A 25,547-nucleotide genomic window follows, 5' to 3' on the forward strand; every position below is an offset into this window, starting at 1 on the left:
CTCCCCCCTCAATCCCTATTAAACTGTAATTCACACAGTTGCTTGTAAAGTGGGTTTGACGCTATTAATTGCTGGTGCGTACCAGTGGCAATTATCTCACCTTGCTCCATCACCACAATGACATCGGCGTGTTTTACCGTGGCTAAGCGATGAGCGATGATCAGGGTTGTACGATGCTGCATTAAATGTTCAAGTGCGGCTTGAACATGATGCTCACTTTGCGCATCAAGCGCGCTAGTTGCTTCATCAAGTAACAGTATTTCAGGGTCTTTTAAAATCGCGCGGGCGAGTACAATACGTTGTTTTTGTCCGCCAGATAAGCGCACACCTTGTTCACCTAAAAAGCTTTCATAGCCGTTTGGTAATTGCGTTATAAACTCATCAGCATGAGCGTGCTTAGCAGCGGCAACGACTTGTTCATCCGTTGCGTTTGGGTTGCCATAGCGAATGTTGTGCATTACATCTGAGCTAAATAAAATCGGGTTTTGCGCCACCATACCCATGCTATTACGTAATTTATTAAGTGATAAGTCTTTAATATTAATACCATGAAACTTAATATCGCCACAGGCAGGGTCGTAGAAGCGTTGAAGTAATTCAAAAAGAGTGGTTTTACCTGCGCCGGATGGGCCTACTATCGCCACTGTTTGGCCTTGTTTAATATTAAGCGTTACATTTTTAAGTGCGCTTACATCAGGGCGTGACGGATAATTAAAGCTAATATTATTGAGCTCTATGGCTGTTGATTCTTTATTTGATTGCAATTGATCATCAAGCGGTGTTTCAGGATTTACAATTTCGCTTTTCACCGCTAACAGCTCAAGCAGCCGTGCAGCCGCCCCTGCGGCCCGTTGTAATTCACCATACACTTCGGCAACGGTCGCCACTGACATAGCGACCATAATAGCGTAAAACACAAAGGCGCCTAATTCACCGCCTGTCATAGTACCTGCAAGTACATCATTACCACCTACCCAAAGCATGATGCTAATCGCACTGAACGTTAAGAAAATGACAGCGGCAATTAAAAATGAACGTTGTTTAATACGGCTTTTCGCGACAGCAAACGCTTTATCCGTCTCAAGCGCAAAAGCGTGCCGTTCACGTTGTTCGTGGCTGTAACTTTGTACGACTTTAATATTTTGAATGATTTCTCCAGCGTAGGTGCTGATATCTGCTATTGCATCTTGGCTTGAACTGGCTAATTTGCGTACCTTTTTACCAAAAACCATCATGGGCACTAACACTAATGGCACGCAGGTAATTACGACTAAAGTCAGTTTTAAATTAGTAATTAATAACATCACTAAACCGCCGATAAGCATTAACGCACTGCGTAATGCCATCGAAAACGATGACCCAATAATAGATTGCAATAATGTCGTGTCAGTGGTTAAACGAGACATCAGCTCACCACTGCGGTTTTCTTCAAAGTAACTCGGGTGTAGAGTTACTATTCGATCAAATACGGCTTTGCGGATATCGTTACTGACGCGCTCACCAATCCATGACATTAAGTAAAAACGACTAAAGGTGCCTATGGCTAATAAACTTATTAGGCCAATAAGCACAAGCACGGCCTGCTTAAGTTGCTCTTGTGAACCTGCTATAAAGCCGTGGTCAATGACAAACTTAACGCCTTGGCCGAGCGATAAATTAACCCCAGCTGTTACGAGGAGTGCGACAAGGGCTGAGAAAACTACCCATTTATAGGGTTTAATGAACTGAAAAATAGGAATTAAACTACTAAAGGCAGTTTTATCTGTTGGTTCGGCTTTGCTGCTGCTCATGCTGGATTCTTTTTGATGGATAAGGTATAGATATGGTTACTTTACTCGCAAATTCAACAACAGCAGTTAAAAACCAATAAAGGATTAGTATGGGAACTCACAAAATAAGTGGTCAATTTAGCGTTAAACTTAACCCTATTGAAGGCTATGCAAAAGGAATAGATGGTATCAATTTAGGTCGTATGTCGATTGATAAAACGTTCACCGGTGAACTTGAAGCAAGCAGCACTGGCGAAATGCTCAGTGCCATGACTGCAACTCAAGGCAGTGCCGGTTATGTGGCAATTGAACAAGTGGTTGGCACGCTTGCAGGCAAACAAGGCAGCTTTGTATTACAGCATTTTGGTACTATGGATAAAGGACAAGACAGCCTAATTTTAAATGTAGTGCCTGATTCTGGAAGTAATGAATTAGCTGGGTTGAGAGGTAAAATGGTGATTCGTATCGAAGAGGGTATGCACTTTTATGATTTTGAGTATCAGCTACTATGATGCAAAAAATGATAGAGTTTAAAAAGACACGCTTCTTTGGTGGTGTAAACGTCGAGGCCCTAAACGAAAAAATTTATCAATTGAACCAAGATGGCTGGAAAGTGATAAATGTAAGCTCGATCACAGGGTTGTTCGGCGAAACAAATGGCTATGCGTTACTTATTGAAAATACGGAATTGTAAATGACGTTATCTTTGTGGCTAAGCTTAGTTGCTATTTGTATGATGGGCGCTATGTCGCCTGGGCCAAGCCTTGCTGTGGTATTAAAACACAGCATTCATGGTAGTATGAGAAATGGCATGTTGTCGGCACTTAGCCACGGTATTGGAGTGGGTTTTTATGCCGCTGCATCATTACTTGGTCTCGGTACACTGATGTTACAATTTCCTACTGTATATCAAGTATTAGTCTATTTAGGCGCAGCATATTTAGCATACCTAGGCCTTAAAATTTTATTAGCAAAATCCTGTGATGATGAATTACAAGTAGCTCAGCAAAGCGGCAGTGCAAAACAAGCAATGCAAGATGGTTTTGCTATAGCATTTTTAAACCCTAAATTAGCGGTCTTCTTTTTAGCTTTGTTTTCGCAGTTTATTGACCCTGAAAACTTGAATCTTCAGATTGGCATGATCATGTGTTTCACTGTGTTTATCATTGATACTGGTTGGTATGTGATTGTTGCAGCGTTGACTGAGCTTTCAAAAAAGCGCTTTGCTTTTACAAAATCTTCCCCTTGGCTTGATAAAATATTGGCTATAGTTTTTATAGGACTAGCAATAAGAGTGGTTCTAATGATGTAGATTATTAATTTTTACTAATCCTTACCACCTACTCTAAAAGTTGCTTTTAGCAATACTAAATTCCTCCTTGAAATAAAGACGTGAAACTGAATCTTTTGTTACTAAGTGGATTCATTTGACGTTATCTACACGATCGCAGCACATAGTTACTAAATACATCTCCTTTGTAGCTATTGCCCTTATTTATGCATACGTATTCATCACACTTAATTTACTTTTTAGTTACACTTTATTGGTTCTATTTTATCCACCAATTAGAAATAAACAGCACACAACTATAATATTAATAGGGTAGGAAGCTCATGGGGAAATTCAAACTGAGTGCATTAATGCTCGCAATGTTTGCCGCAAGTAGTGCATTAGCTGCAGCTGAAAACGATGAAAAAGCAGCAGTAAAGCCAAAATTAGATGATGACCTAGAAGTGATTGAGGTCACTGGTTTTAGTCGTAGTTTAATTCAATCATTAAATCAAAAGCGTTTTACAGACACAGTATCTGAGCAGCTATCAGCCGATGACTTAGGCGCATTGCCTGATGTATCAATGGCCGATGCATTAACGCGATTACCCGGTATTTCAGCGGTACGAACAGGCGGGCAGGCCGCGGAAATCAACATTCGGGGTATGTCGGGAGGTTTTGTATTTTCGACTTTAAATGGCCGCGAACAGGTTTCGACCAGTGGTAGCCGTAGCATTGAGTTTGACCAGTATCCATCAGAGCTTATTAGCTCAGCAGCAGTGTATAAATCACCTAAAGCATCGCTTATTGAAGGGGGTGTTGCAGGTACTGTTGAGCTGCAAACAGCCAGCCCATTAAGCAATGATAAAAAACATAAGTTTGTGGTGAATGCTCGCGGTATGTTTAATGACCGTGCATCCGAGGTTAATGATGCCACTGAATATGGCGATCGCATTAGTTTTTCGTATCAGGGTAAGTACCTTGATGACACGTTAGGTGTTGCACTTGGCTATGCGCGTTTATTTCAACCAAGTGTTGCTACCCAGTTTATCGGTCTTGCTTATAACGATAATAAAGATGTTGATGGTCTCGCAAATGACACCAATGGCCCAGAACTTAAACCTGAAAACGAATATATCAGTGAAGGCTTTGAGCTTCAGCATTTAGGCGGTGAAGAAACTCGAAACGGCTACATGGCTGCTATTGAATGGGCTCCGGTAGATAATTTTAAGCTTAAAGGTGATGTGTTTTTATCTCGCTTTGATACTGAATCGTTTGCCCGTGGTTTTCGGGTTAAATTAGGCGGTCCAAGCGCAAGCTATGCGAATGCGCAATTAGAAGGCAACTCAGTAATCGGTGCTTCAGTTAACCGTACCTCAAAAAGCTATACGCGCGTCGAAATTGTAAACGACGACAATCAAGACTTTGATGAAGTGGATAGTTACGGGATCAATGCTGATTGGCAGGTCACAGATCGCTTAAACGTTAATATGGACGTGTCATTGTCGAGCGCAAAAAGTAATTTCCGTAATGGCTTATTGTGGGCGTTAGTGGCAGAAGATGCCAACGCACAAGAATCTGTTCTTGATAATAACGTATCAATAAATTATCAACTCAACGGATTGAACTTACCAGATGTAGGCTTTAATCAAGCGGCTGCATTTAGCGACATTGATCGTGTGATGGTGAGTAAATACGGTATTTATCCTTTTAAAAATGAAGATGAAGTAAAAGCGTATCGACTTGATTTTAAATACGAACTTGATAACAGCTGGTTTAGCTCTGTTGAATTTGGTGCACGTTATTCTGACCGCGAATACAGTAATAATCGCTCGGTGTTTGAGTATGGAGATGATGGTGCGTTTTCAGCAAGCGAGCCGCCACTTAAATTAACCGATGATATGGTTGATGTTGTTGATTGGCAGGGCGAGTTTAGTTATTTCCCGTCTTATTTGGCGGTAGATTTAGACAAAGCCTTGAATGCGTGGTTCCCGCAAGGTGTACCTCAGCCAGTTACCACGTGGGGTAATGCAGATGGTGTGGTTGATCCACAAGGTTATAAAACGAATTATTCATGGACTATGCTACAAAGTGGCTCAGTGTATGAAGAAGTTTTTTCAGCCTATGCAATGCTTAACATTAACGCTGAAATTGGCGATATGCCAGTACTAGGTAATATAGGTGTTCGTCGGGTAGATACGGATCAATCTGCTACTATTTTAGAGAACGTGAATGGTGATTTAGCCCTCGGAGCACAAAATATTACCGACAGCATAGGTATTGTGAATCAAAACTATTTACCTAATGTGCTAGGGACTGATTACGTTGATTACCTGCCGTCAATGAACTTAAACTTCCAGCTGTCTGACAACACGCAATTGCGTTTTGCTGCTGCGAAAGTAATGTCGCGTCCACCTATTAATCGTTTAGCAGGGGATGCCAGCGCACAAGCAGATAAAACCTCAGGAAAAATTAATGGTTCAAGTACTAATAACCCATTCTTGAAACCATTTTATGCCGATCAGTACGATGTATCCTATGAGTATTATTTTGATGAGTCAGATGGGGCGCTGGTTTTAGCTGCGTTCTATAAAAATATTGATTCATTTATCGATACTATCGCTATTGAAGGGTTCGACTTTAAAGGTAATGGCTTCAATGTGCCGGACTTTATTGAAAACCCTGTCAGTGGTGAGCGAGTAGCAACCACTAATGGTACATACACAACAGCGGTTAATAACGCGAACGGTGGTTACATTCGCGGTATTGAGCTTGCTTATACGCAGGTATTTTCATCGTTGCCAGCACCATTTGATGGCTTAGGCTTTAACGGCAGCTATTCATACACAGAGAGCGAAGTTGAATCTATCACCAGCTTAGGCGGTGATACGATGACGCAAGGTTTACCTGGTTTGTCTAAAAACGTACTAAACGGCACCTTGTTCTACAGCCAAGATAACTTTGAAACTCGTCTTAATGTGCGTTATCGCTCGGACTTTGTATCAGAGCAAGTGGCTATTAACGAACAGGTAGTTAATTTCGATGCTGAAACCGTGGTCGATTTTCAAACCTCTTACCAATTTACTGATTCATTTGGCATGTTACTACAGGTCAATAACCTAACCGATGAACCAACCCAGAGTTACTTTGGCAATGAAAGTATCACTGGGACAACCCAATACTTTGGGCGTCAGGTTTATTTAGGTTTTACCTATAGTCACTAATAGCAAATTGGAGCACGAATAATGAACATAATAACTAAAGTAACTCATTTGCTGTTGGCAGTGAGTTTAACGCTACTTTTTGGCTGCGGTGGCGCAGGCAGTAGCGATGTCAAAGCAGGACAAACTTTATTAACTTGCGATGTACCACAAGTCCCTAATGCAGAGGGAACACAATGCGTTGACCCTGAGCCTATTTCTTGCGATGCACCTTTGTTTCCAGATGCAAATAACGAAAGCTGTATCAATGGCTATAACCCTGACTTACCTGACCCCGTTGTATTTGCAGGTGAGGGTGAAGCGATATTATTTTACAAACGCCCTGAGAATGAAGGATACGAAGGCTATCGTTTACACTCTTGGAACACCGATAGCTGTGATGCCTACGCACCGCCATTTGATGCAACAGATTGGGCTGACGGACACGAATATGATGGTGTTGATCCTAACTATGGTGCGTACTGGATTGTAGCGTTGAAAGAAGGTTATACAGAATGCGCTAACTTTATTGTTCACATTGGTACGGATGGCGATGGTAAAGCATATGGTGATGTGGATTTAACCATGCCATTGATGCAAGACGATGAGCGCTTTGTACGTATGAACTTTACTTTTGATGGTGAGCCTTCAGTTTTTGAATTTCCAGTAGCAAGCCTAGGTGAACGCCCGGTTGCGATTGATGGCGCATCTGCACATTGGATTGATTTAAATACAGTATTGTATAAGCCAAGTAATGAGCTTACACAAATCATTAAGTTGCATTCTTCTGCAACTGCTGACTTGATGGTTGATTTAGACACTGGACTAAATGGTGAAACCGTTGAGCTGACTGCAACCGAGTTAAGTGATGAGCAAGCTGCAAAAGTACCACACTTAACGGATTGGACTGCTTATGAAGGCAGTTGGGATGCGGACGCTGCAAAGCAGCTTATAAAGCAACAGCTTGTTGTTGCAGGCTACGATGCCGATGGCAAGCTACTAGAGGCGACCTTTGTACAATCAGCAAAAGCATTAGACGCACTTTACACTCAAGGTGAAAGTGACGCGAATGAAGCCATGCTAGGTGTGCATTATAATAATAATGCAATTGATGTATCGGTTTGGGCACCCACTGCAAATAATATGATGATTACGGTTTTCGATGCTGATAAAACACAAGTTGATAGCAGTGCGATGACTTTTGATAGCAACACAGGTATTTGGTCTATCAGTTTAGATAGCAAATACGATCGTCATTATTTCCGTTTTGCATTCGATGTTTATCACCCAACCACTAAAGCAATTGAAAGCTTATGGAGTACCGACCCATACTCACTCAATGTATCGAGTAATGGGCTTTATTCACAACTGATCAACTTAAGCGATGACGACACTAAACCAGAAGGCTGGGATGAGCGTATCGTGCCTACTATTACTAACCCAGAAGATGCGGTTATTTATGAAGGCCATGTACGTGATTTTAGTGTTCGCGATCAGTCAGTAAGCGAAGCAAACCGTGGTAAATACCTAGCATTCACTGAACTTGAAAGCGTGCCAATGCAGCACCTTAAGCAATTAGCTGATAAAGGCTTAACACACTTTCATTTACTTCCAGTGACTGATATTGGCACCATTGAAGAAGATGCTTCAGAGCGTGTTGAAATCACTGATACCTTAGGTAAATTGTGTGAACGTATCAACGACGAAGCGGATGCGTGTAAAATCGAAGATAAAAACAGCACCATTGTCGATATTATGCAAAGTTACCTACCTGGCTCAGATGATGCACAAGCACTTGCCAGTGCGATGCGTGATTTAGACGGTTTTAACTGGGGTTATGATCCGCATCACTTTATTGCGCCTGAAGGTTCATATGCATCAAGCAGCGAAGGTATAGCTCGCGTGGTTGAGACACGTGCCATGGTGCAATCACTGCAAGAAGTAGGACTTCGTGTGGTACTTGATGTGGTGTATAACCACACAACGTCATCTGGCATTTGGGAAAAATCAGTGTTTGATAAGTTAGTGCCTGGTTATTACCATCGTTATAACGAAGTATCTGGGGCGATTGAACGCTCAACCTGTTGTGAAAACACTGCGACTGAACATGTAATGATGGATAAGTTTGTTGCAGATTCAATGGTTATTCTTGCTCGAGATTTTGGTTATGACAGCTTTCGTTTTGATGTAATGGGGCATATGCCTAAATCATCAATTTTAGCTGCGCGTGAAGCGGTGCAAGCGGTTGACCCAGATAACTACTTTTATGGTGAAGGCTGGGATTTTGGTGAGGTAGCGAACAATCGTTTATTCATACAAGCTAAGCAAGCTGATATGGCAGGCTCAGAGGTCGGTACATTTAACGACCGTATTCGTGAAGCTGTGCGTGGTGGTGCAATGTTTAGCAATAACCCGACAGATGGCAATCTAGCTGAACAAGATACGTTACGTTTATCGCTGGCGGGCAACTTACAAAACTACATTCTTAAAGACTTTAAGGGTAACTCAGCAAAAGGTAATAGCTTTAGCTGGAACACGCAACCTACAGCTTATGCATTAGACCCAGCAGATAGCATTAACTACGTATCTAAGCATGATAACGAAACGTTGTGGGATCAGTTGCAATACAAACATGCATCAAGTATGAGTATTGAGCAACGTGTGCGCGCGCACAATATGGCGTTAGCGATTCCGCTTATGAGCCAAGGTATTCCATTTATGCAACTGGGCGGTGATTTACTGCGTTCAAAATCAATGGATCGCGACAGCTATAATGCTGGTGATTGGTTTAATGCTGTTGATTTAACTAAAGAGAACAATAACTGGAATATCGGTTTACCAAATGCCGAGAAGAACCAAGAAAAGTGGCCTGAGATCATGACGGTTTCGGGTAATCCACAAGCGGCCGCACAACCTCAAGATATTGCTTACGCAGGTGATGTGTTCCAAGAGTTCTTAGCTATCCGTAGCGCAAGCCCGTTATTTAGATTAACCACTGAACAAGATGTTATCGACCGTGTCGGTTTTCATAATGTGGGTAAAAACCAGCAACATGGCTTAATCGTGATGAGTTTGGATGATGGCCAAGGTTTTACTGACCTGGACAGTAACTTTGATGCTTTAGTGGTTGTTATTAATGCGACAGAGCAAACTCTTTCACACACAATTGCAACTGCAACTGGTTTTGAATTACACCCAACCCTGCAAAACAGCGTAGATAGCAGTATGGCTGGTGTTAGCTTTAGTGCTAACGAAACTGACGGCACGTTTACTGTGCCAGCTTACACTATGGCTGTGTTTGTAAAACCGCAAGGTGATACACAAGGCACTGGTTTAAGTGCTAATGCAACGGTTGGTGCACCGGATGTTGTACCATTTGGTAGCACCACAGTTTATGTTCGTGGCAGCCTAAATGATTGGGGCACAGCGGATAGTTTTGAGTATATGGGCGACGGTGAATACCGAGTGGCTATTACACTTACTGCGGGTGACTACGAATTTAAGGTTGCTTCTGAAGACTGGGCAACTGTTGATTTTGGTGCGCTCACTGATGCAGACAAAGAAGTGCTGGAGAACCAACCTGAGGCATTAACACGCAGTGGCGCAAACATGACCTTTACAGCGGCTATAGATGCAACATATGTATTCTCATTTGATGCCAGTGATAAAGAAAGCCCAACACTTAAAGTGTATAACGAAGAGCCGTTTGTAGGCACGCCGGTGTTTGTACGCGGTAGCTTAAATGACTGGGGTACGAGTGATGAACTAATGTACCAAGGTAAAGGTATTTACACCTTCACGAAAACCCTTAGCGCAGGCAGCTACGAATTTAAAATTGCTTCTGAGGATTGGAGTACGGTCGATTTTGGTTCGGGTGAATCAGATGCCATGGTTTCCGTTGCTAAAGCAAAGCTACTCGCTGTTAAAGGCGCAAACATGATGATGGATATTGCCAGTGACGGTGATTACCAATTTGTGTTTGATGCAAGCAACTTAGATGAGCCAACCCTGAGTGTATTTGATGCGCAAATGTTTGGTGAAACACAAGTTTATTTACGCGGTAGTTTAAACGGATGGGGTACTGACAATCCGCTTATGTATCAAAGCGATGCGATGTATAGCACGTCACTTGAATTAGCGGCTGGCGATTATGAATTTAAAATAGCCTCAGAAGATTGGAGTACCGTTGATTATGGTGGTGTAGGTGAATCACCCGTAGTGATGGTGGGCGAGCAAAGCTTACTTGAAGCCGTCGGTGCGAATATAAAACTGACCATTGCAGAGCAAGGAAATTACACCTTTTCTGTAATTGGGCCTGACCGTAACAACGTGAAGGTACTAATCAGTAAGAATTAATCAGTCTTAGTTGTAAACTCAAAAGCCGAGCCCCTTGAATGCTCGGTTTTTTTATATCTCAATTGCAGAGGTCAATAACTTAGCGTATCTTAAATTTAAAAATAAATAAGGAAATTACTATGATGTCTGAGTCTGTTTTAAAAACTGCCGCATTTGATCCTAAAATAAAGTCTTACTGGTTAGTGTTTGCAATATGCATAAGTACAATCAGTATTGTCAGCATTCCTTTAATTCCCATTATTGTGTTGATTGTTTGGCTTGTTAGTGGTCGCATTTTAGCGGCTATGTCGGCTGAACTTTTAGAGCGAAAGTTGGTGGTAAAGCGTGGTGTATTTTTTAAAGTCGAGAAGTCGATTCCGCTTGAAAAAATAACTGATGTAGGACTAAGCCAAGGCCCGCTAATGCGGCTATTTGGTTTGTACCGCTTGAGCTTTGAAACGGCTGGGCAATCTGGACAAGGAGCACTAGTATCGTTATTGGGTGTGGTTAATGCCAGTGAATTTCGTGAAGCGATTTTAACGCAAAAAGATAACCTAACGTCTTCACAACCGAGCAAAGTACAAAATAATGAGCCAGATAGTCAGTTAGAATTACTGCGCGCATTAACTTATAGCGTAAAAAATATTGAGCAAATGATGGTTACTTTATTGGACGAAAAAAAGTAAATACGTCAATCACTAAGTCGAAAATATAAGCTGAAAACATTTTATTTTTCCATCATAAACAGGGGCATCATTGCAATTTGAGCCCCTTATCTGATCGTTTTTGGTGCTGCATCGTACAAATATTAATCACATGTCTTAATCAGCTAATCCCTAACAAAACAGAGACGTAATTTTCTTTTTAATACTATGTTGAATGCCTAACGTTTGAGCAGTTTAAATACCGACAAACGCCTTAGAGCTGTCACTGTTGGTTTGTGTTTTAATGGTGTCATAGCTACATTGTAATAGGCGTCGTTTGTTTAGAGGTGTCGAACTAATATGTATTATAGATTATTTTTGATACTCAGTATTGCCGGTATAATCAGTGGTTGTGGCGGAGGAGGCGGTAACAGCGAAAGCGAAGTTGCACCTGTTGTCACGCAAAATAAACCCCCTTCAATTTCTGTTGCCAACGCTCCTAGTGAGGTCGCTAAAGGGCAATCGCTTGCATTAACTGCAACAGCCAGTGATGAAGATGGTAGCATTGCCAGTGTTATATGGCAGCAAACAGCAGGGCAAGTAGTACTTGCTGAGCCTACCCATGGTAACTCAATAACACTTGATCTTGCCCCAGCGTCTAGCTTTACGCCAAAAGAGTATATTTTTACGGTGACTGCAACGGATAACCAAGGGGCAACTGCAACAGCTAATATCCGTTTTACCGCGTTTAATCGCATGGACCAATTCGCCAGCTCGCGGTTATTGCACCAAGGCAGTATGGGCCCAACACTCAATGAAATACGCCAATCACAAGGGCTAAGTGAGCAGCAGTGGCTTGATCAGCAAATAGCTTTACCAATCGGGTATCATCGCAATTACTTAACTAAAAGCCCGGGTGAAGATGAATTTGGTTACATCAATCGTGTAGATGCTTGGTGGAAAGCGGTGATGCGAAGTAATGACCAACTTAGGCAGCGAGTGGCATTTGCATTGAGTGAAATTTTGGTGGTGTCTGATGCTAACAATGGATTGCGCTCAGAGCCAGAAGCCATGGTTGGCTACTATGATTTACTCCTTGAGCATGCATTTGGTAATTACAGGGACTTGCTTGAAGCGGTAACACTCTCGCCTGTTATGGGGACATATTTAAGTCATTTAGGCAATGAAAAAGCGGATGAATCACTAAACATTCGCCCAGACGAAAACTATGCCCGCGAGGTAATGCAGTTATTCACTATTGGTTTAGACCAGCTAAATCTCAATGGCACGTTAAAACTCGATGCTCAAGGCAATAGCATGGCCACTTACGGCCAGGATGAAATTCAAGGCTTCGCGCGTGTATTTACCGGTTGGACATATGCCGATAATGAAACATTTAAGCGCAAAAATCGCAATTACATCAAGCCTATGAAGGCCTTTGCAGAGTATCATTCAGATAAGCAAAAGGTGTTGTTGAACGGCCAAGTAATCCCCCCAAACTATGGGCCTCAGGAATCGCTTGATATCGCACTTGATAATTTATTCAATCACCCTAATGTTGCCCCGTTCATTACTAAGCAGCTTATTCAGCGTTTGATAACCTCTAACCCAACATCGCAATATGTTGAACGCGTTGCTAGCGTATTTAATGATAATGGTCAGGGGGTAAGAGGTGACTTAGCAGCCGTTGTAAAAGCCATTTACTTAGATGATGAAGCGCGACACTTTGGTGCTGTTTTAAACTATCAAGGTAAGATTAAAGAACCGATACTTAAAGTAGTGCAGTTTTGGCGCAACCTTGATGCAAAGTCATTAGATGATGAGTACAGGACGTGGAACACTTTTGACAGGTTAGGGCAAGGTCCAATGCGCTCACCTTCGGTATTTAATTTTTTTCGGCCTGACTATCAACCCGCGCAATTACGTGCAGATGGCTTGTTCGCACCTGAATTGCAAATTGCAGGGGATGCAACGCTAATTGGTACCATGAACGAGCATTACTCTGAGCTTGTGTGGGGTGTGGCAGAAAAACAGACAGAGTTAAAGTCGAGTAGTATCTATGTTTACCTTCAAAATGATATGAACATTTTACAAAACAATGGTATTGAAGCATTACTAGAGCAGTACAATGTTGTGTATTACGCAGGCTCTATGAGTGACCATACTCGCCAAGCTTTACGTGATTTAGACGCTTATTTCGATGATGACCAGTACCCAGAAAGAGTATCGTACTTACTGTATATGATTGCCATTTCACCTGAATTTAATCTGCAGTATTAGGAGAAATATAATGAGCTTAAATAGACGACAATTTTTATCATTATGTTTAAAAGGTGGAGTATCGGCAGCTGCATTGACAAGCTTGCAGTTAAAAGCGCTCACGGGCTCAATAAATACAACACAATTAACTGACTACAAAGCCTTGGTGTGTGTGTTTTTATATGGCGGGAATGATTCACTAAATATGCTTGTTCCGCTTGAAGATGAACAACGTGTACTGTACGAACAAAGTCGGCAAAACCTTGCGGTAGCTTCACCTGTTGCATTAAATACCACAACAAATTTTGCCGGTGGTGTGGGGTTGCATCCTTCTTTAAGTGCAATAAAGAATGTATTTGATTCAGCTAATTTAGCGTTTGTTGGCGGTGTTGGTACTTTGCTTACACCAACCACTTACAATGACTACAAAAATAAAACTACCGCATTACCTAAGCATTTATTCTCACACAATGATCAACAAGCATCATGGATGTATGGGCGCGAAAAACAGTCGCTAAACAGCGGGTGGGGAGCACGATTGTTAGAGCGTTTAGGGCAGCAAGACCAGTTTGCCGCAAATATCTCATTGGATGGGACTAATCTTTGGCAAACGGGCGATCAAACAAAAGCATTTGCACTGAACAAAAGCGGTATCAGTAAAATTAATGCTTTTAGTGGTTATCAGCCTCGCTCAGAGCATGTGACAAGTATTATGAATCGTTTAATGGGTAATACTCAGCACCCTCTGACGACTGCATATGCAAACAGCTTTAATTCAGCGATTAATAACACCCAAACAATGAACGCAGCACTGGAGTCGGGCGTTGAATTTTCAACTATGTTCAGTGAAACATCTTTATCAGAGCAGCTAGCAGCCGTTGCTAAAGCGATCAGTGTTCAATCAAGGTTAAGCACACAAAGACAGGTGTTTTTTGTTTCTATGGGTGGCTTTGATACCCATGATGATCAGTTAGAGACTCACCCCCTATTACTTAACACACTCGCTCAAGGGCTGGCTGAATTTGATAGTGCAATGAAAGAGCTGAATATGGCTGACAATGTAACAACATTTACGATGTCTGACTTTGGCCGTACTTTAACGTCAAATGGAGATGGTACCGATCATGGCTGGGCAGGTAATCAAATTGTGATGGGCGGTGCAGTTAAAGGTGGGGATATTTATGGTGAGTTACTCACCCAGCATTTAGATGGCCCGCAAGATGTTGGCTCAGGTCGCTTAATTCCAAGTGTTGCAAATGAGCAATACTTTGCCACTTTAGCCAAGTGGTTTGGCGTACCAGACTCTGAGCTTGTCGATATATTTCCAAACTTAAGTAATTTTAACAATCCAACATTAGCTTTTATATAAATCCACCATGTTAAACCGGCGAACCTTTTGTTCGCCGATTTTATCATTTGCGTTATTAAAATACTTGGCAGATAGTATCCGCTTTACAGGTAATAACAGTCACGTTTTCGTAACCTACACGCGTGAGCGCTTCTGCACTGAGTGTTGCACGTGCGCCACTGGCACAATGCAAATAAATAGGGCGTGCAGGGTCTTTTTCTATCTCCATTAACTTCATTTCCAGTAATCCACGTGGGATGTTGATTGCACCCGTTGCTGCCTTTGTAGCATGTTCAGCAGGCTCGCGAACATCAATTAATAAGCCGCGGTTTTGCTCAAGCTCTTGCTTTGCTTGTTCTGCTTCGATACGACGTTGGTTTGGTGTAATTATTTTCATTAAATCAGGGATAGATGTAAGCATGTTATTCCTCGAAACCAAGTTTTTTTAAGATAGTGATCATTGGGCACCATTTGCTAAATGCCGACTGAATTAAGTTTAGGGCAATAAATACAGTAAACCAAATCCATAATGGATCGTGAAACTGTTGTAACAACAATGATATGCCAACCATGATGCCTGCAATAAGGCGGAGTACGTCGTTTAGTTTCATTTTAACCTCAACACAATGTGAATATGTAACAAATATATTAGAAAAATCTACATTAGTAAATTCTAATATTAGACTTTTCTAATATAACAACCTATACTATTTTGGTACTTTGAATATAAGAGTGAACTTATGACTATCGATTTTGCTGCTATGGCCAACAATGTAGAGCGTGCTGAAAAGCTATTAAAGATATTAGCCAATAAAAACCGTTTAATGATTTTGTGCTCATTACAAGATACAGAGATGAGTGTGTCCGCACTGAATGAAGCTGTACCTTTAGCTCAATCAGCCTTATCGCAGCATTTAGCAGCCCTGCGTAAAGCAAACATAGTTGATACGCGCAGAGAGGGGCAAACAATTTATTACCGTGTAGTGGATCAGCATGCGCAAGCGATGCTGGGTACATTGTATGGCTTATTTTGTAAGGAATAAGAGATGTTTACGCTTGATAGCGCAGTAAAAAATAGCCTCAATGGCCGCATTCCTGTGATTATTTTTGTGATGGCTGTATTGCTTGGCATTATGGCGTTACAGCAGACCCCACGAGAAGAAGAACCACAGATTGTGGTTCCCATGCTTGATATATATGTCTCGGCTCCGAACGTTGAAGCACCACAAGTTGCACGGTTAGTCACCCAACCTCTAGAAAAACTATTAGCACAGCTGCCAGCTGTCGAACATATTTACTCAACCACACAAAGTAATAGCACCGTTGTTACGCTTCGCTTTGAAGTGGGGCATGATCGCGAGCAAGCCATTTTAGATACATACGCAAAACTTTATAGCTATCAACATACCATGGCATCAGTCATTAGTGCATGGCAAGTGAGGCCAGTTGAAGTGAACGACGTGCCAATTGTGATGCTTGGCCTATTCAGTAAAGATCCAAAACTATACAGTGATTTTGAGTTAACCCGTTTCGCGTATGAAATTGCAAACAGTCTTCAGCGTATTGAAAACACCAGTGAAGTAAAAGTTATTGCAGGGCGCACACGCACCTTAACCATTAACTTAGATGCCAGTGCATTGGCGGCGCATCAAACAACGTTGGCTGATGTATATTATGCCTTGAGCGTATCAAACCAGCTCACGCACGTTGGCAGTGTTGTTGATGCCGCGCAGCAAATAACGCTACAAGCCGGTGATTTACTCCGCTCAAAAGCCGCAATAGAACAGTTAGTGGTTAATGTTATTAATGGCAAAACGGTTTATTTAAGCGATGTGGCTCATGTCCTCGATGGGCCGAGTGAGCCTGATAACTATCAGTGGTTAGCACAATCTAATGGCAAGCAAGATCAGCCATTAGTGACCCTCAGTATTGCCAAAAAAGCAGGCACCAACGCTGTTGCGGTTGCCAACGACGTGCATCAAATGATGACTGAGCTTAAAGCCGACTTTTTACCCCCTGAAATAGACTACACCACGCTGCGGGATTACGGCCAAACGGCAGATGAAAAAGTGAATAACTTAACGTCAAGCTTGGTGTTTGCTGTTTTTACAGTGGTTATTTTTGTTGGGGTATTTTTAGGCTGGCGCCCCGCGATAGTGGTGGGTCTTGCGGTGCCTATTTGCTATGGCATTACCCTGAGTTTAGATTTTGCTTTTGGCTACACCATTAATAGGGTGACGCTTTTTGCATTGATTTTATCTTTGGGTTTGCTGGTGGATGACCCTATAACGGGCATCGACAATATCAGTCGTTTTTTACAAAAAAAGGGCAATAAAAAGCAACAAATCGTAGCCGCGATGAGTGAAATACGCGGTGCACTGTTAATGTCTACCTTGACCATTATGGTGGCATTTATACCGCTGGCTTATATCACTGGCATGATGGGGCCATATATGGCACCAATGGCATTCAATGTTCCATTAAGTGTGATGGTTTCTACCATAGTCGCGTTTTTTGTTACCCCATGGCTTGCCATGAAATTATTAAAAGAAACGGGGGCAGAATCTCCCGTAGCGGTTTCACAAAAGACCGGTATTTATGAGCGGATATTAACACCTCTATTAGCTTCAAAAAGTAGAGCAAAGTTAGTTTTGTGGGTAACCTTAGCCCTTTTTGTCATCAGTGCTTTATTGCCAGTGATGCGCGCGGTCCCGCTGAAATTATTACCCTTTGATAATAAAAATGAAGTGCAAGTTCTGATTGATATGCCAGAGGGAACAAGTTTAGAGCAAACAGCCCTCATTACCCGTAAAGTGCAAGCTGTAACGTGGCAGCTAAACGAGGTGAGCGAAATAGCCGCTTATGTTGGTCAGCCATCAAGTATGGACTTTAATGGCATGGTGCGCGGGTATTACCGCCGCGAAGCTTCACATCTGGCCGAGCTAAGAGTGCTGTTATTAGATAAAGCAGAGCGAGAGCAACAATCGCATGGCATAGTCATGCGTTTGCGTAAACAACTTGCACCTCTCGCTGTTAACGGCATTGTTATTAAGGTCGTAGAAGTGCCGCCAGGGCCGCCTGTTTTAAGCACCCTTGTCGCTGAAGTATACCGTGACGCATTTGTTGATACTGCCACTTTCCATCAAGCCGCACGCAATGTTGCAGAGCGCTTGAGGCAAGAGCCACACGTTGTGGAAGTGGATACCAGTATTGCCGCGCCAGCTCCTTTACAACGCTTTATTAGCGATAAAACAAAAGCGGCACTATCAGGTGTCTCAACCGACGACATTGCCAATACACTGTCTATCGCCTCTGCGGGTAAGCGTGTGGGTGTTATGTACGCCAGTGGTGAAACGCAACCAGTTGATATTAAAATGCAGTTGCCGTATCAGCAGCGAAACCAGTTAGCAACGCTGCTTGCTATGCAAGTACGTGGTGATCGTGAATTGGCAAAAACCATGGATGAATATGGATTATCGAGTGCATCTCGTCCGCTAGTGTCCTTGTCAGAGCTTGGTGAGTTTTCATTATTAAACATGGCTAAGCCCATTATGCGCAAAGACCAACGCGATGTCGTTTACGTAATGGCTGAGCTAAATGGCCGCACACCAGCAGAAGTTATTGCCGATGTAAGTGCTGATTTAAACGCAAATAGTAATGAATTTACTCAAACAGATTGGTTAAGTAGGCACTTTTTCAATAACGGTGGCACCGCAGCTTGGCAACTACCAGATGGCACGCATGTGACGTTTAGTGGCGAAGGGGAGTGGCGAATCACGATTGATGTATTTCGTGATATGGGAATTGCATTTGCATTTGCTTTAACCGCGATCTTTATTATTTTGCGCATTCAAACACAATCAGCAAGCTTATCGTTGATCATCATGTCGGCGATTCCTTTAACGGTGATTGGTATTATGCCAGGTTTCTGGCTGCTCAATCAGTTTGGTGAGCGAAGCATTGCAGGCGCACCAGAGCCAGTATTATTTACCGCAACAGCCATGATAGGCATGATCGCATTAGCAGGGATTGTTATACGTAACTCGCTTATTCTCGTTGAGTTTATTAATCAATCCAGAGCGCACGGCATGGTAATAAAAGATGCTTTAATTGCCGCTGGAACAACACGTTTGCGCCCAGTTCTACTGACGGCAGGCACCACTTTACTTGGCAACTTAGTGATCACTCTCGACCCCGTTTTTAGTGGCCTGGCGATTGCCATAATCTTTGGTATTGTGGCATCGACCGTCTTTTCACTATTTGTAGTACCGCTAGTTTATTTTTTAGTCTTTTCAAACACACAAGCAACTGAGGATGATGCTCATGCAAGGTAAATCAAAACTGTTTGGCTCAATCATCGCGTTGGTGGTGATTATTGGTTCAGTACTTTATATGGCTGGGAGTTTTTCAGATAAGCAGGCTGCTGGAAATAAAGTGATCCCCGCATCTGACTACACAGGCCAAGTGATTGTGGTCAATTCGACAACCATTGCACGTAACGAGTTGGTGCCAGGCAGCGTGATTGCAAAGCAAAATACACAAATTTCATCACGGGTTATGGCGCAAGTAGAGCGTTTAAATGTACGAGCGGGGGATAGTGTGATGCGAGGTGATGTGTTAATCAGTTTAGAGCAAAATGACTTTAAAGCGCAATTGGCACAAAGCAAGGCGCAAATAAAGGCGATTCAAGCACAGCTAACACAAGCTGAGAAACAACTTAAACGCATCAGTAATTTATATTCACAAGGCTTAGTCTCGGTCAGTGATCTTGATGATGCAAAAGCCAAGTTTGATAATGTAACAGCTAACTTAGCGATTGCACAGCAGCAACAAACGCAAGCCCAAGTTGCCCTTGAATTTACCCGTATCAAAGCGCCAATTTCGGGTGTTGTGGTTGAGCGGTTAGTCGAACCCGGTGACACAGCCACTCCGGGAAAACCGCTACTTGCCTTGTATAATCCTCAGCAGCTTCAACTTGAATTTAATGTTCGTGAGCGCCAAGCAATTAAGCTTCAATTAGGGCAAACGCTGCAAGTCAATTTACCGACATTAAATATAAGCACCGAGGCCATAGTGACTGAAATTGTGCCAGTGGCAGACAGCGCCGCACGCAGTTTATTAATTCGTTTGGATATAGCGTCAAACAGCACGCTGATGCCGGGATTATACGCGCAGTTACAATTGCCATTACACGCACAACAAGGTGTGATGGTTGCAACTGATTGGGTGCATGAATTTGGCCAGTTAAATATGCTATATGTGATTAATAATAATGTTGTTGAACGTCGCTTTGTACGCTTAGGGGAGGTGCAGGGTGCAAACGTGCACGTTGTCGCTGGGCTTAACCCCGGCGACAAACTTGCGGCTGATTATAAGCCGGTTTTAATTAGATAAACGTGGCTATCTCATCGAGTGATTTTTTCACCAGTGCATGATTTGGTACGGTTGCCTCATCACTGGGGTAACCAGCCACTAAAAGCATATAAGGGCGTTCATTGTCTTTGTCTCTGCCACAAATATCGGTTAAAAAGCTCATTGGCTTAGGGGTGTGCGTTAGCGTTGCAAGGCCTGCTCGGTGTAGCGCTTGAATTAAAAAGCCTGTCGCGAGGCCCACTGATTCATGCACATAATAATTGGTGTTTTTGTCATCGGTGCTTAAACCCCCTTTCTTTTGACTAAATACGGCAATTAACCAAGGGGCATGCTCTAGGTAAGGTTTACTGGCATCAGTGCCTAATGGCTTAAGGGCATCAAGCCATTCTTCGCCCGCGCGTCCCTCATAAAAAGAGCGTTCTAATTTCTCTGCGGCCTCTCTAATCTGTTTTTTAACGTCACTAGAATGAATCGCGACAAAATGCCACGGCTGATGATTCGCGCCACTTGGTGCGGTCCCTGCGGCTTTGATACAGGTTTCTATAATCTCTTTTGGTACAGGGCGATCGCTAAAGCTGCGAATACTGTGACGACGCTGGCTAGTGGTTAAAAACTCCTTTGCGCGTTCAAGCATAATCTCATGTGGGTATTCATTAAAGTCATTAAGAGGTTGTTTGTCGTGTTGCTGCATGGCTTTTCGCTTCTTATTTATAGAGTGTTTGGCTTTTATACCGAGAGGCTTACTTCTAAGCAAGTGTTATTAGAGTGAATTTCCGTTTATTTATTTTTACAAAGTTAACCAGTTAATAACTTATGTTCCCATTTTTATTGTGCTATAAAGCAGTACAAAAATAAAACTTACAATTCAAGGAAGTAAAAATGCTATCAATCAAAGGGTTATCAAAAACCTATGACAACGGTGTACACGCTCTACAAGGTGTCGACTTAAATATTCCTAAAGGTATGTTTGGATTACTCGGCCCTAATGGGGCTGGTAAATCTTCACTTATGCGTACAATTGCAACGTTACAATCAGCAGATAGCGGCAGCATAAAGTTTGATGGGATTGATGTTTTAGCACAACCCAAAAGTTTACGTGAGCGTTTAGGCTATTTACCGCAAGATTTTGGTGTATATCAACGCGTGAGTGCTTATGACTTACTTGATCATATGGCTATTTTAAAAGGCTTAAACAACAAAGCTGAGCGTAAAGAGGCCGTTGAAGGGTTGCTCGCGCAAACTAATTTATACGACCACAGAAAAAATGCAGTGAGTGGTTTTTCGGGGGGGATGCGTCAGCGTTTTGGTATTGCACAAGCTTTATTAGGCGACCCTGATTTACTCATTGTTGATGAACCTACGGCAGGACTGGATCCTGAAGAGCGCAATCGTTTTCATAATTTATTGGTTGGTTTAGGCGAAAGTAAAGTGGTGATTTTATCAACCCATATAGTTGAAGATGTATCTGAGCTTTGCCCAAATATGGCTGTATTAGCAAGCGGTAAAATTTTACTTGAAGGTAACCCAATTGAACTGACTAATACGCTACAGGGCAAAATATGGCACAAGGCGATGAGTCAGGCTGAAGCTGTCGAACTAGAACAGTCATTACCTGTGATCGCGAAGCGTTTGTTTGCCGGAAAAACATTACTCAGCGTATTTGCTGACGACGCCCCGCAAGGCTTTGAGGCAAAGCCTGCTGATTTAGAAGATGTCTATTTTTCAACATTGCATAAACATCGCAATAAAGCAGCATAAGGATACAGATTATGTTGTTTAAAATGATGCAATTTGAGCTGCGCTATTTTATGCGTCAGCCCTCTTTCTATATCACGTCACTTATTTTGTTCTTTCTTACTTTTATGGCGTCGGTGTCTGACACGGTGCAAATAGGAGGAAGCAGCAATGTGAATATAAATTCTCCTTACGCAATTTTGCAAGTTATTGCGATTATGTCGGTGTTTGCTATTTTCTTAGTGGTCAATTTTGTCGGCAGTTCAGCTATTCGTGATGACGTGAGTAAACTCAATGAATTAGTTTTGAGTAAGCCACTAAATATCGCCCAATATAGGGCGGGCAGATTCATCGGGGCTTATTTAGTCACGCTATTAGTGTTTTCAACTACGATGCTGGGAGTGTGGATTGGCAGTGGTTTTGGTAGTTTAATGGGCTGGTTAGATAGTGAAATGGTTGGTGAAAATAAACTAAGCTATTATTTAGTGCCTTTCTTTTATATTGCTGTTCCTTCTTTATTTGTTGTTTCATCGCTAATCAACGCAGTCGCAATGCGCTTTCGCAGCATGGTGGCACTGTATCTAGTCGCCGTTGCCTTACTTATTAGTTATTTGGTTGGATCGAATATCTTCTCTGATATTCAATATCGCGAAATCTCGGCTTACCTAGATATGTTTGCTCTGTCAGCCATGGGAATCCAAATGGAATATTGGACAATAGCACAGCGCAACGTGATGGAAATTACCTTAACTGATCAGCTATTACACAATAGGCTAATTTGGGTCGGTGTTGCTTTGGTGGCATTAGCAACCACAGTGCTAAATACATCCCACCACTTAATGCAAAAGCAAAAAGTGAAAGGCAAGGTCAATAAAGATAGTAATACTAATTCTGCAACTGCTCTTGGTTTTAATATAAAGGTAAAGGCGACGGGAAGTAATGCATGGTCGCAGTTTTTAACGCGGACTGTTTTTGAAGTCAAACAAGTTATAAAAAGCTATTCGTTTGGTATTTTGCTTATTTTATCTTTAGCGACATTAATTCCTGCGTTAGTAGGTTCAATGGGGGCATACGGAACTGATGTTTGGCCAGTTACTTTTAGAATGGTTGAGCTAATTCAAGAAAGCTTTAGCGTATTGATGATTATTGTACTGGTTTATTATTGCGGTGAACTTGTATGGCATGATCGTGAATCACGTATGGCAGACATTGTTGATGCTTACCCTGTTGTAAATTGGGTGTTCTGGGGCTCTAAATATGTAGCGCTGAGTGCTGTTTTATTATTGTTATGTGTATTTGGCTCTTTGGTGACACTGTTTTATCAAATGATTATGGGCATGGAGAACTTTGATATTGCACAATATGTAATCAGGCTCGGTTATTTATTTGTACTCATGCTTATTTTTCAAGGCGGCTTTGCTTTTTTATTACAAGTAATTAGCCCTAATAAATACGTCGGTATGGGGTTATATGTACTGTACTTTATTACTACTCAGGTTATGAGTAACTATGGCTTTGAGCATAAAATGTTTAAAATAGGTGCCACTCCATATGCGCCTTATTCAGATATTAATGGATACGGCCACTTTTTAACTGCAGTGCATTGGTATAACTTATACTGGTTTGGCTTTAGTGTGATCATTGCCGCACTTAGCTATGCACTTTGGCCGCGTGGGGCTGGGCAGGGTTTAAAAGCGCGCGTAAAGCTAATTGGCTATCAGCTAGGTAACTCAGGTAAAGTGATTATAGTGTGCGGTGCACTTATTTTTGTAGGCGCAGGTAGTTATATTTACTACAACACAACAGTGATTAACCCATTTACTACTAGTGATCAGCGTGAAGACTTGAAAGAGCAATATGAACGTGAGTTTGGTCAATTTGTCGATGCGGCTGTCCCTATACCAACAGATGTTGTTGTTACTGCAGATATTTATCCTAAAGAGCGACGTATTAATGCAAGCGTAGTTATGCAAGTAGAAAATAAGTCGCAGCAACCGATTACACGGGTACTGGTGAATAAGCCTTATCATACTCATAACTGGAGTGTTGAGGTAGATGGTGCGCAACTGGGCGAGTTAAATGAGCAGTATCGTCATGCATGGCTAGAGTTTACAGAGCCAATGCAACCAAATGAAAGTCGCGAAATTGTGATGAGCGTAGAGCGCTATAGTAAAGGTTTCGTAGATAGAGGCAGTGATGAACAACTTTTATATAACGGTACATTTATAGATAACACTGCACTGTTTCCAACCTTTGGTTATTCCTTTAGTAAACAATTGCAAGATAAAAATGAGCGTCGTCAAAGAGGTTTGCCAGAGCTAAAACGCGGTAATAAAATTGAAGAAACGCAGTACCATGGTCAGCCTTTATTTGGGGATAATTATGTCAGTTTTGCTGCCACTATTACCACCGATGAGTCGCAAATTGCGATGGTTCCCGGTTACTTGCAATCCCAAAGTACTATAGATGGCCGTACTACTTTTGTATACGAAATGGATGCACCTATGTTGCACTTTTACACTTTGCTCTCAATGGAGCTTGAGGTGAAAAAAGAGCTGCATAATGGTGTAAATATTGAGGTGTACTATCACAAAGAGCATGCTTGGAATGTAGATACGATGATTCAAGCTACAAAAGACTCTTTAGATTACTTTTCCAAAGAATTTGCTCCTTATCAGCATAAACAAATGCGTATTATAGAGTTTCCTCGCTATCGTAGTTTTGCGCAGAGTTTTGCTAACACAGTACCGTTCTCTGAAAGTATGGGCTTTATTATCGATACACGAGATCAAAATAATATTAATTTCCCTTACTATGTTACGTCACATGAATTAGCTCACCAATGGTGGGCGCATCAGGTGATTGGTGCGAATGTTGAGGGCTCTAATATTTTATCTGAAATGCTATCGCAATACGCAGCAATCATGGTGATGAAAGAAAGATATGGTGAAAACAACCTTCGAAAATTTTTAAAGTATGAGCTCGATCGCTATTTGTTCGGGCGTACAATGGAACCTTATGAGGAGCGAACTCTTGCTCGTGCAGTAGGACAGCAATACATCCATTATAACAAAGGGTCAGTAGTTATGATGGCCATTCATGATCTGTTAGGTGAGCAACGTTTAAATGCCGTTTTACGAGCGTTTTTACAAGATCACCAATACGCACAAGATCGTTACCCTACCACGTTAGACTTTATTGCCTACCTAAAGCAAGGAGCGAGTGAGCAAGAGAAGGCATTCATTGAAGATCAGTTTAATGCCATTACATTATATGAGTTAAAGCTCAGTGATGTTGATGTTCAAGAGGCTGAATCTGTTGATGGCGAGCATACTGTTACGCTAACTATTTCTGCAGCAAAAAAACATGCAGATGGGGAAGGAAATGAAGAGGATATTCCATTAGCGCAAATGATAGATGTTGCTTTGTTTAGCGCAGATCCAAATGAAATTCAGGAAGGGGATACTGTTATTTACATGCAAAAACACGAGATTAAAACAGGTGAAAATACCATTACATTAAAGGTAAAAGAGTTACCTAAATTTGCTGGTGTTGACCCATTTATCAAATTAATAGACAAGAAAAGCGGAGATAATATCAAAGCACTATAAATAC

17 protein-coding genes are annotated in these 25,547 nt (G+C 42.0%); 13 read left to right on the top strand and 4 right to left on the bottom strand.

Annotated elements, in window-relative coordinates; genetic code table 11:
- Nucleotides 1-8: 8 nt before the first annotated feature.
- Nucleotides 9-1,790, bottom strand: coding sequence for an ABC transporter transmembrane domain-containing protein (locus tag ACFI4Z_RS11340; RefSeq protein WP_462670683.1), 1,782 nt, complete (start codon nucleotides 1,788-1,790; stop codon nucleotides 9-11).
- A gap of 89 nt (nucleotides 1,791-1,879) precedes the next feature.
- Between ACFI4Z_RS11340 and ACFI4Z_RS11345 the strand changes: the two genes are divergently transcribed.
- The 8 genes from ACFI4Z_RS11345 (at nucleotide 1,880) to ACFI4Z_RS11380 (ending at nucleotide 14,846) form a co-directional block, all read left to right on the top strand.
- Nucleotides 1,880-2,281 (top strand): DUF3224 domain-containing protein, encoded by a 402-nt coding sequence (locus ACFI4Z_RS11345; RefSeq protein WP_462670684.1) that lies wholly within the window; start codon nucleotides 1,880-1,882, stop codon nucleotides 2,279-2,281.
- An 8-nt stretch (nucleotides 2,282-2,289) separates the two neighbouring features.
- Nucleotides 2,290-2,463: a hypothetical protein gene (locus ACFI4Z_RS11350; RefSeq protein WP_462670685.1), complete on the top strand. Its 174-nt coding sequence runs from the start codon at nucleotides 2,290-2,292 to the stop codon at nucleotides 2,461-2,463.
- Nucleotides 2,464-3,081, top strand: a complete 618-nt coding sequence (locus ACFI4Z_RS11355; RefSeq protein WP_462670686.1) for a LysE family translocator — start codon at nucleotides 2,464-2,466, stop codon at nucleotides 3,079-3,081.
- A 302-nt stretch (nucleotides 3,082-3,383) separates the two neighbouring features.
- Entirely contained in the window at nucleotides 3,384-6,263 is a 2,880-nt protein-coding gene (locus ACFI4Z_RS11360; RefSeq protein WP_462670687.1) for a TonB-dependent receptor, read from the top strand.
- A gap of 21 nt (nucleotides 6,264-6,284) precedes the next feature.
- Entirely contained in the window at nucleotides 6,285-10,595 is a 4,311-nt protein-coding gene (gene pulA, locus ACFI4Z_RS11365; RefSeq protein ID WP_462670688.1) for a pullulanase-type alpha-1,6-glucosidase, read from the top strand.
- A 122-nt stretch (nucleotides 10,596-10,717) separates the two neighbouring features.
- Complete coding sequence (locus ACFI4Z_RS11370; RefSeq protein ID WP_462670725.1) at nucleotides 10,718-11,260, top strand: PH domain-containing protein; 543 nt, start codon at nucleotides 10,718-10,720, stop codon at nucleotides 11,258-11,260.
- A 318-nt stretch (nucleotides 11,261-11,578) separates the two neighbouring features.
- Nucleotides 11,579-13,498, top strand: a complete 1,920-nt coding sequence (locus ACFI4Z_RS11375; RefSeq protein WP_462670689.1) for a DUF1800 domain-containing protein — start codon at nucleotides 11,579-11,581, stop codon at nucleotides 13,496-13,498.
- 10 nt (nucleotides 13,499-13,508) lie between these two features.
- Entirely contained in the window at nucleotides 13,509-14,846 is a 1,338-nt protein-coding gene (locus ACFI4Z_RS11380) for a DUF1501 domain-containing protein (RefSeq protein ID WP_462670690.1), read from the top strand.
- A gap of 55 nt (nucleotides 14,847-14,901) precedes the next feature.
- On the opposite strand, the gene ACFI4Z_RS11385 is transcribed toward ACFI4Z_RS11380, so the two are convergent.
- Nucleotides 14,902-15,246: a rhodanese-like domain-containing protein gene (locus ACFI4Z_RS11385; RefSeq protein WP_462670691.1), complete on the bottom strand. Its 345-nt coding sequence runs from the start codon at nucleotides 15,244-15,246 to the stop codon at nucleotides 14,902-14,904.
- Between the two features lies 1 nt (nucleotide 15,247).
- A complete protein-coding gene (locus tag ACFI4Z_RS11390; RefSeq protein ID WP_058561380.1) occupies nucleotides 15,248-15,436 on the bottom strand; it encodes a YgaP family membrane protein in 189 nt (62 codons plus the stop codon).
- Between the two features lie 129 nt (nucleotides 15,437-15,565).
- On the opposite strand from ACFI4Z_RS11390, the gene ACFI4Z_RS11395 reads away from it, so the two are divergent.
- The 3 genes from ACFI4Z_RS11395 to ACFI4Z_RS11405 are packed head-to-tail and all read left to right on the top strand — an operon-like array spanning nucleotide 15,566 to nucleotide 20,219.
- Nucleotides 15,566-15,868, top strand: coding sequence for an ArsR/SmtB family transcription factor (locus ACFI4Z_RS11395; protein WP_058561379.1), 303 nt, complete (start codon nucleotides 15,566-15,568; stop codon nucleotides 15,866-15,868).
- 3 nt (nucleotides 15,869-15,871) lie between these two features.
- Entirely contained in the window at nucleotides 15,872-19,159 is a 3,288-nt protein-coding gene (locus ACFI4Z_RS11400; RefSeq protein ID WP_462670692.1) for an efflux RND transporter permease subunit, read from the top strand.
- Nucleotides 19,149-20,219: an efflux RND transporter periplasmic adaptor subunit gene (locus ACFI4Z_RS11405; RefSeq protein WP_462670693.1), complete on the top strand. Its 1,071-nt coding sequence runs from the start codon at nucleotides 19,149-19,151 to the stop codon at nucleotides 20,217-20,219. The genes ACFI4Z_RS11400 and ACFI4Z_RS11405 overlap by 11 nt, the downstream gene beginning before the upstream one ends.
- On the opposite strand, the gene ACFI4Z_RS11410 is transcribed toward ACFI4Z_RS11405, so the two are convergent.
- Nucleotides 20,212-20,889, bottom strand: coding sequence for a nitroreductase family protein (locus ACFI4Z_RS11410; protein WP_462670694.1), 678 nt, complete (start codon nucleotides 20,887-20,889; stop codon nucleotides 20,212-20,214). The genes ACFI4Z_RS11405 and ACFI4Z_RS11410 overlap by 8 nt on opposite strands.
- 188 nt (nucleotides 20,890-21,077) lie before the next feature.
- On the opposite strand from ACFI4Z_RS11410, the gene ACFI4Z_RS11415 reads away from it, so the two are divergent.
- Both ACFI4Z_RS11415 and ACFI4Z_RS11420 read left to right on the top strand, forming a co-directional pair.
- Complete coding sequence (locus ACFI4Z_RS11415) at nucleotides 21,078-21,956, top strand: ABC transporter ATP-binding protein (protein WP_462670695.1); 879 nt, start codon at nucleotides 21,078-21,080, stop codon at nucleotides 21,954-21,956.
- An 11-nt stretch (nucleotides 21,957-21,967) separates the two neighbouring features.
- Complete coding sequence (locus ACFI4Z_RS11420) at nucleotides 21,968-25,543, top strand: M1 family aminopeptidase (protein ID WP_462670696.1); 3,576 nt, start codon at nucleotides 21,968-21,970, stop codon at nucleotides 25,541-25,543.
- Nucleotides 25,544-25,547 lie beyond the last annotated feature (4 nt).

The organism is Pseudoalteromonas sp. RWi3 (genome assembly GCF_054960735.1).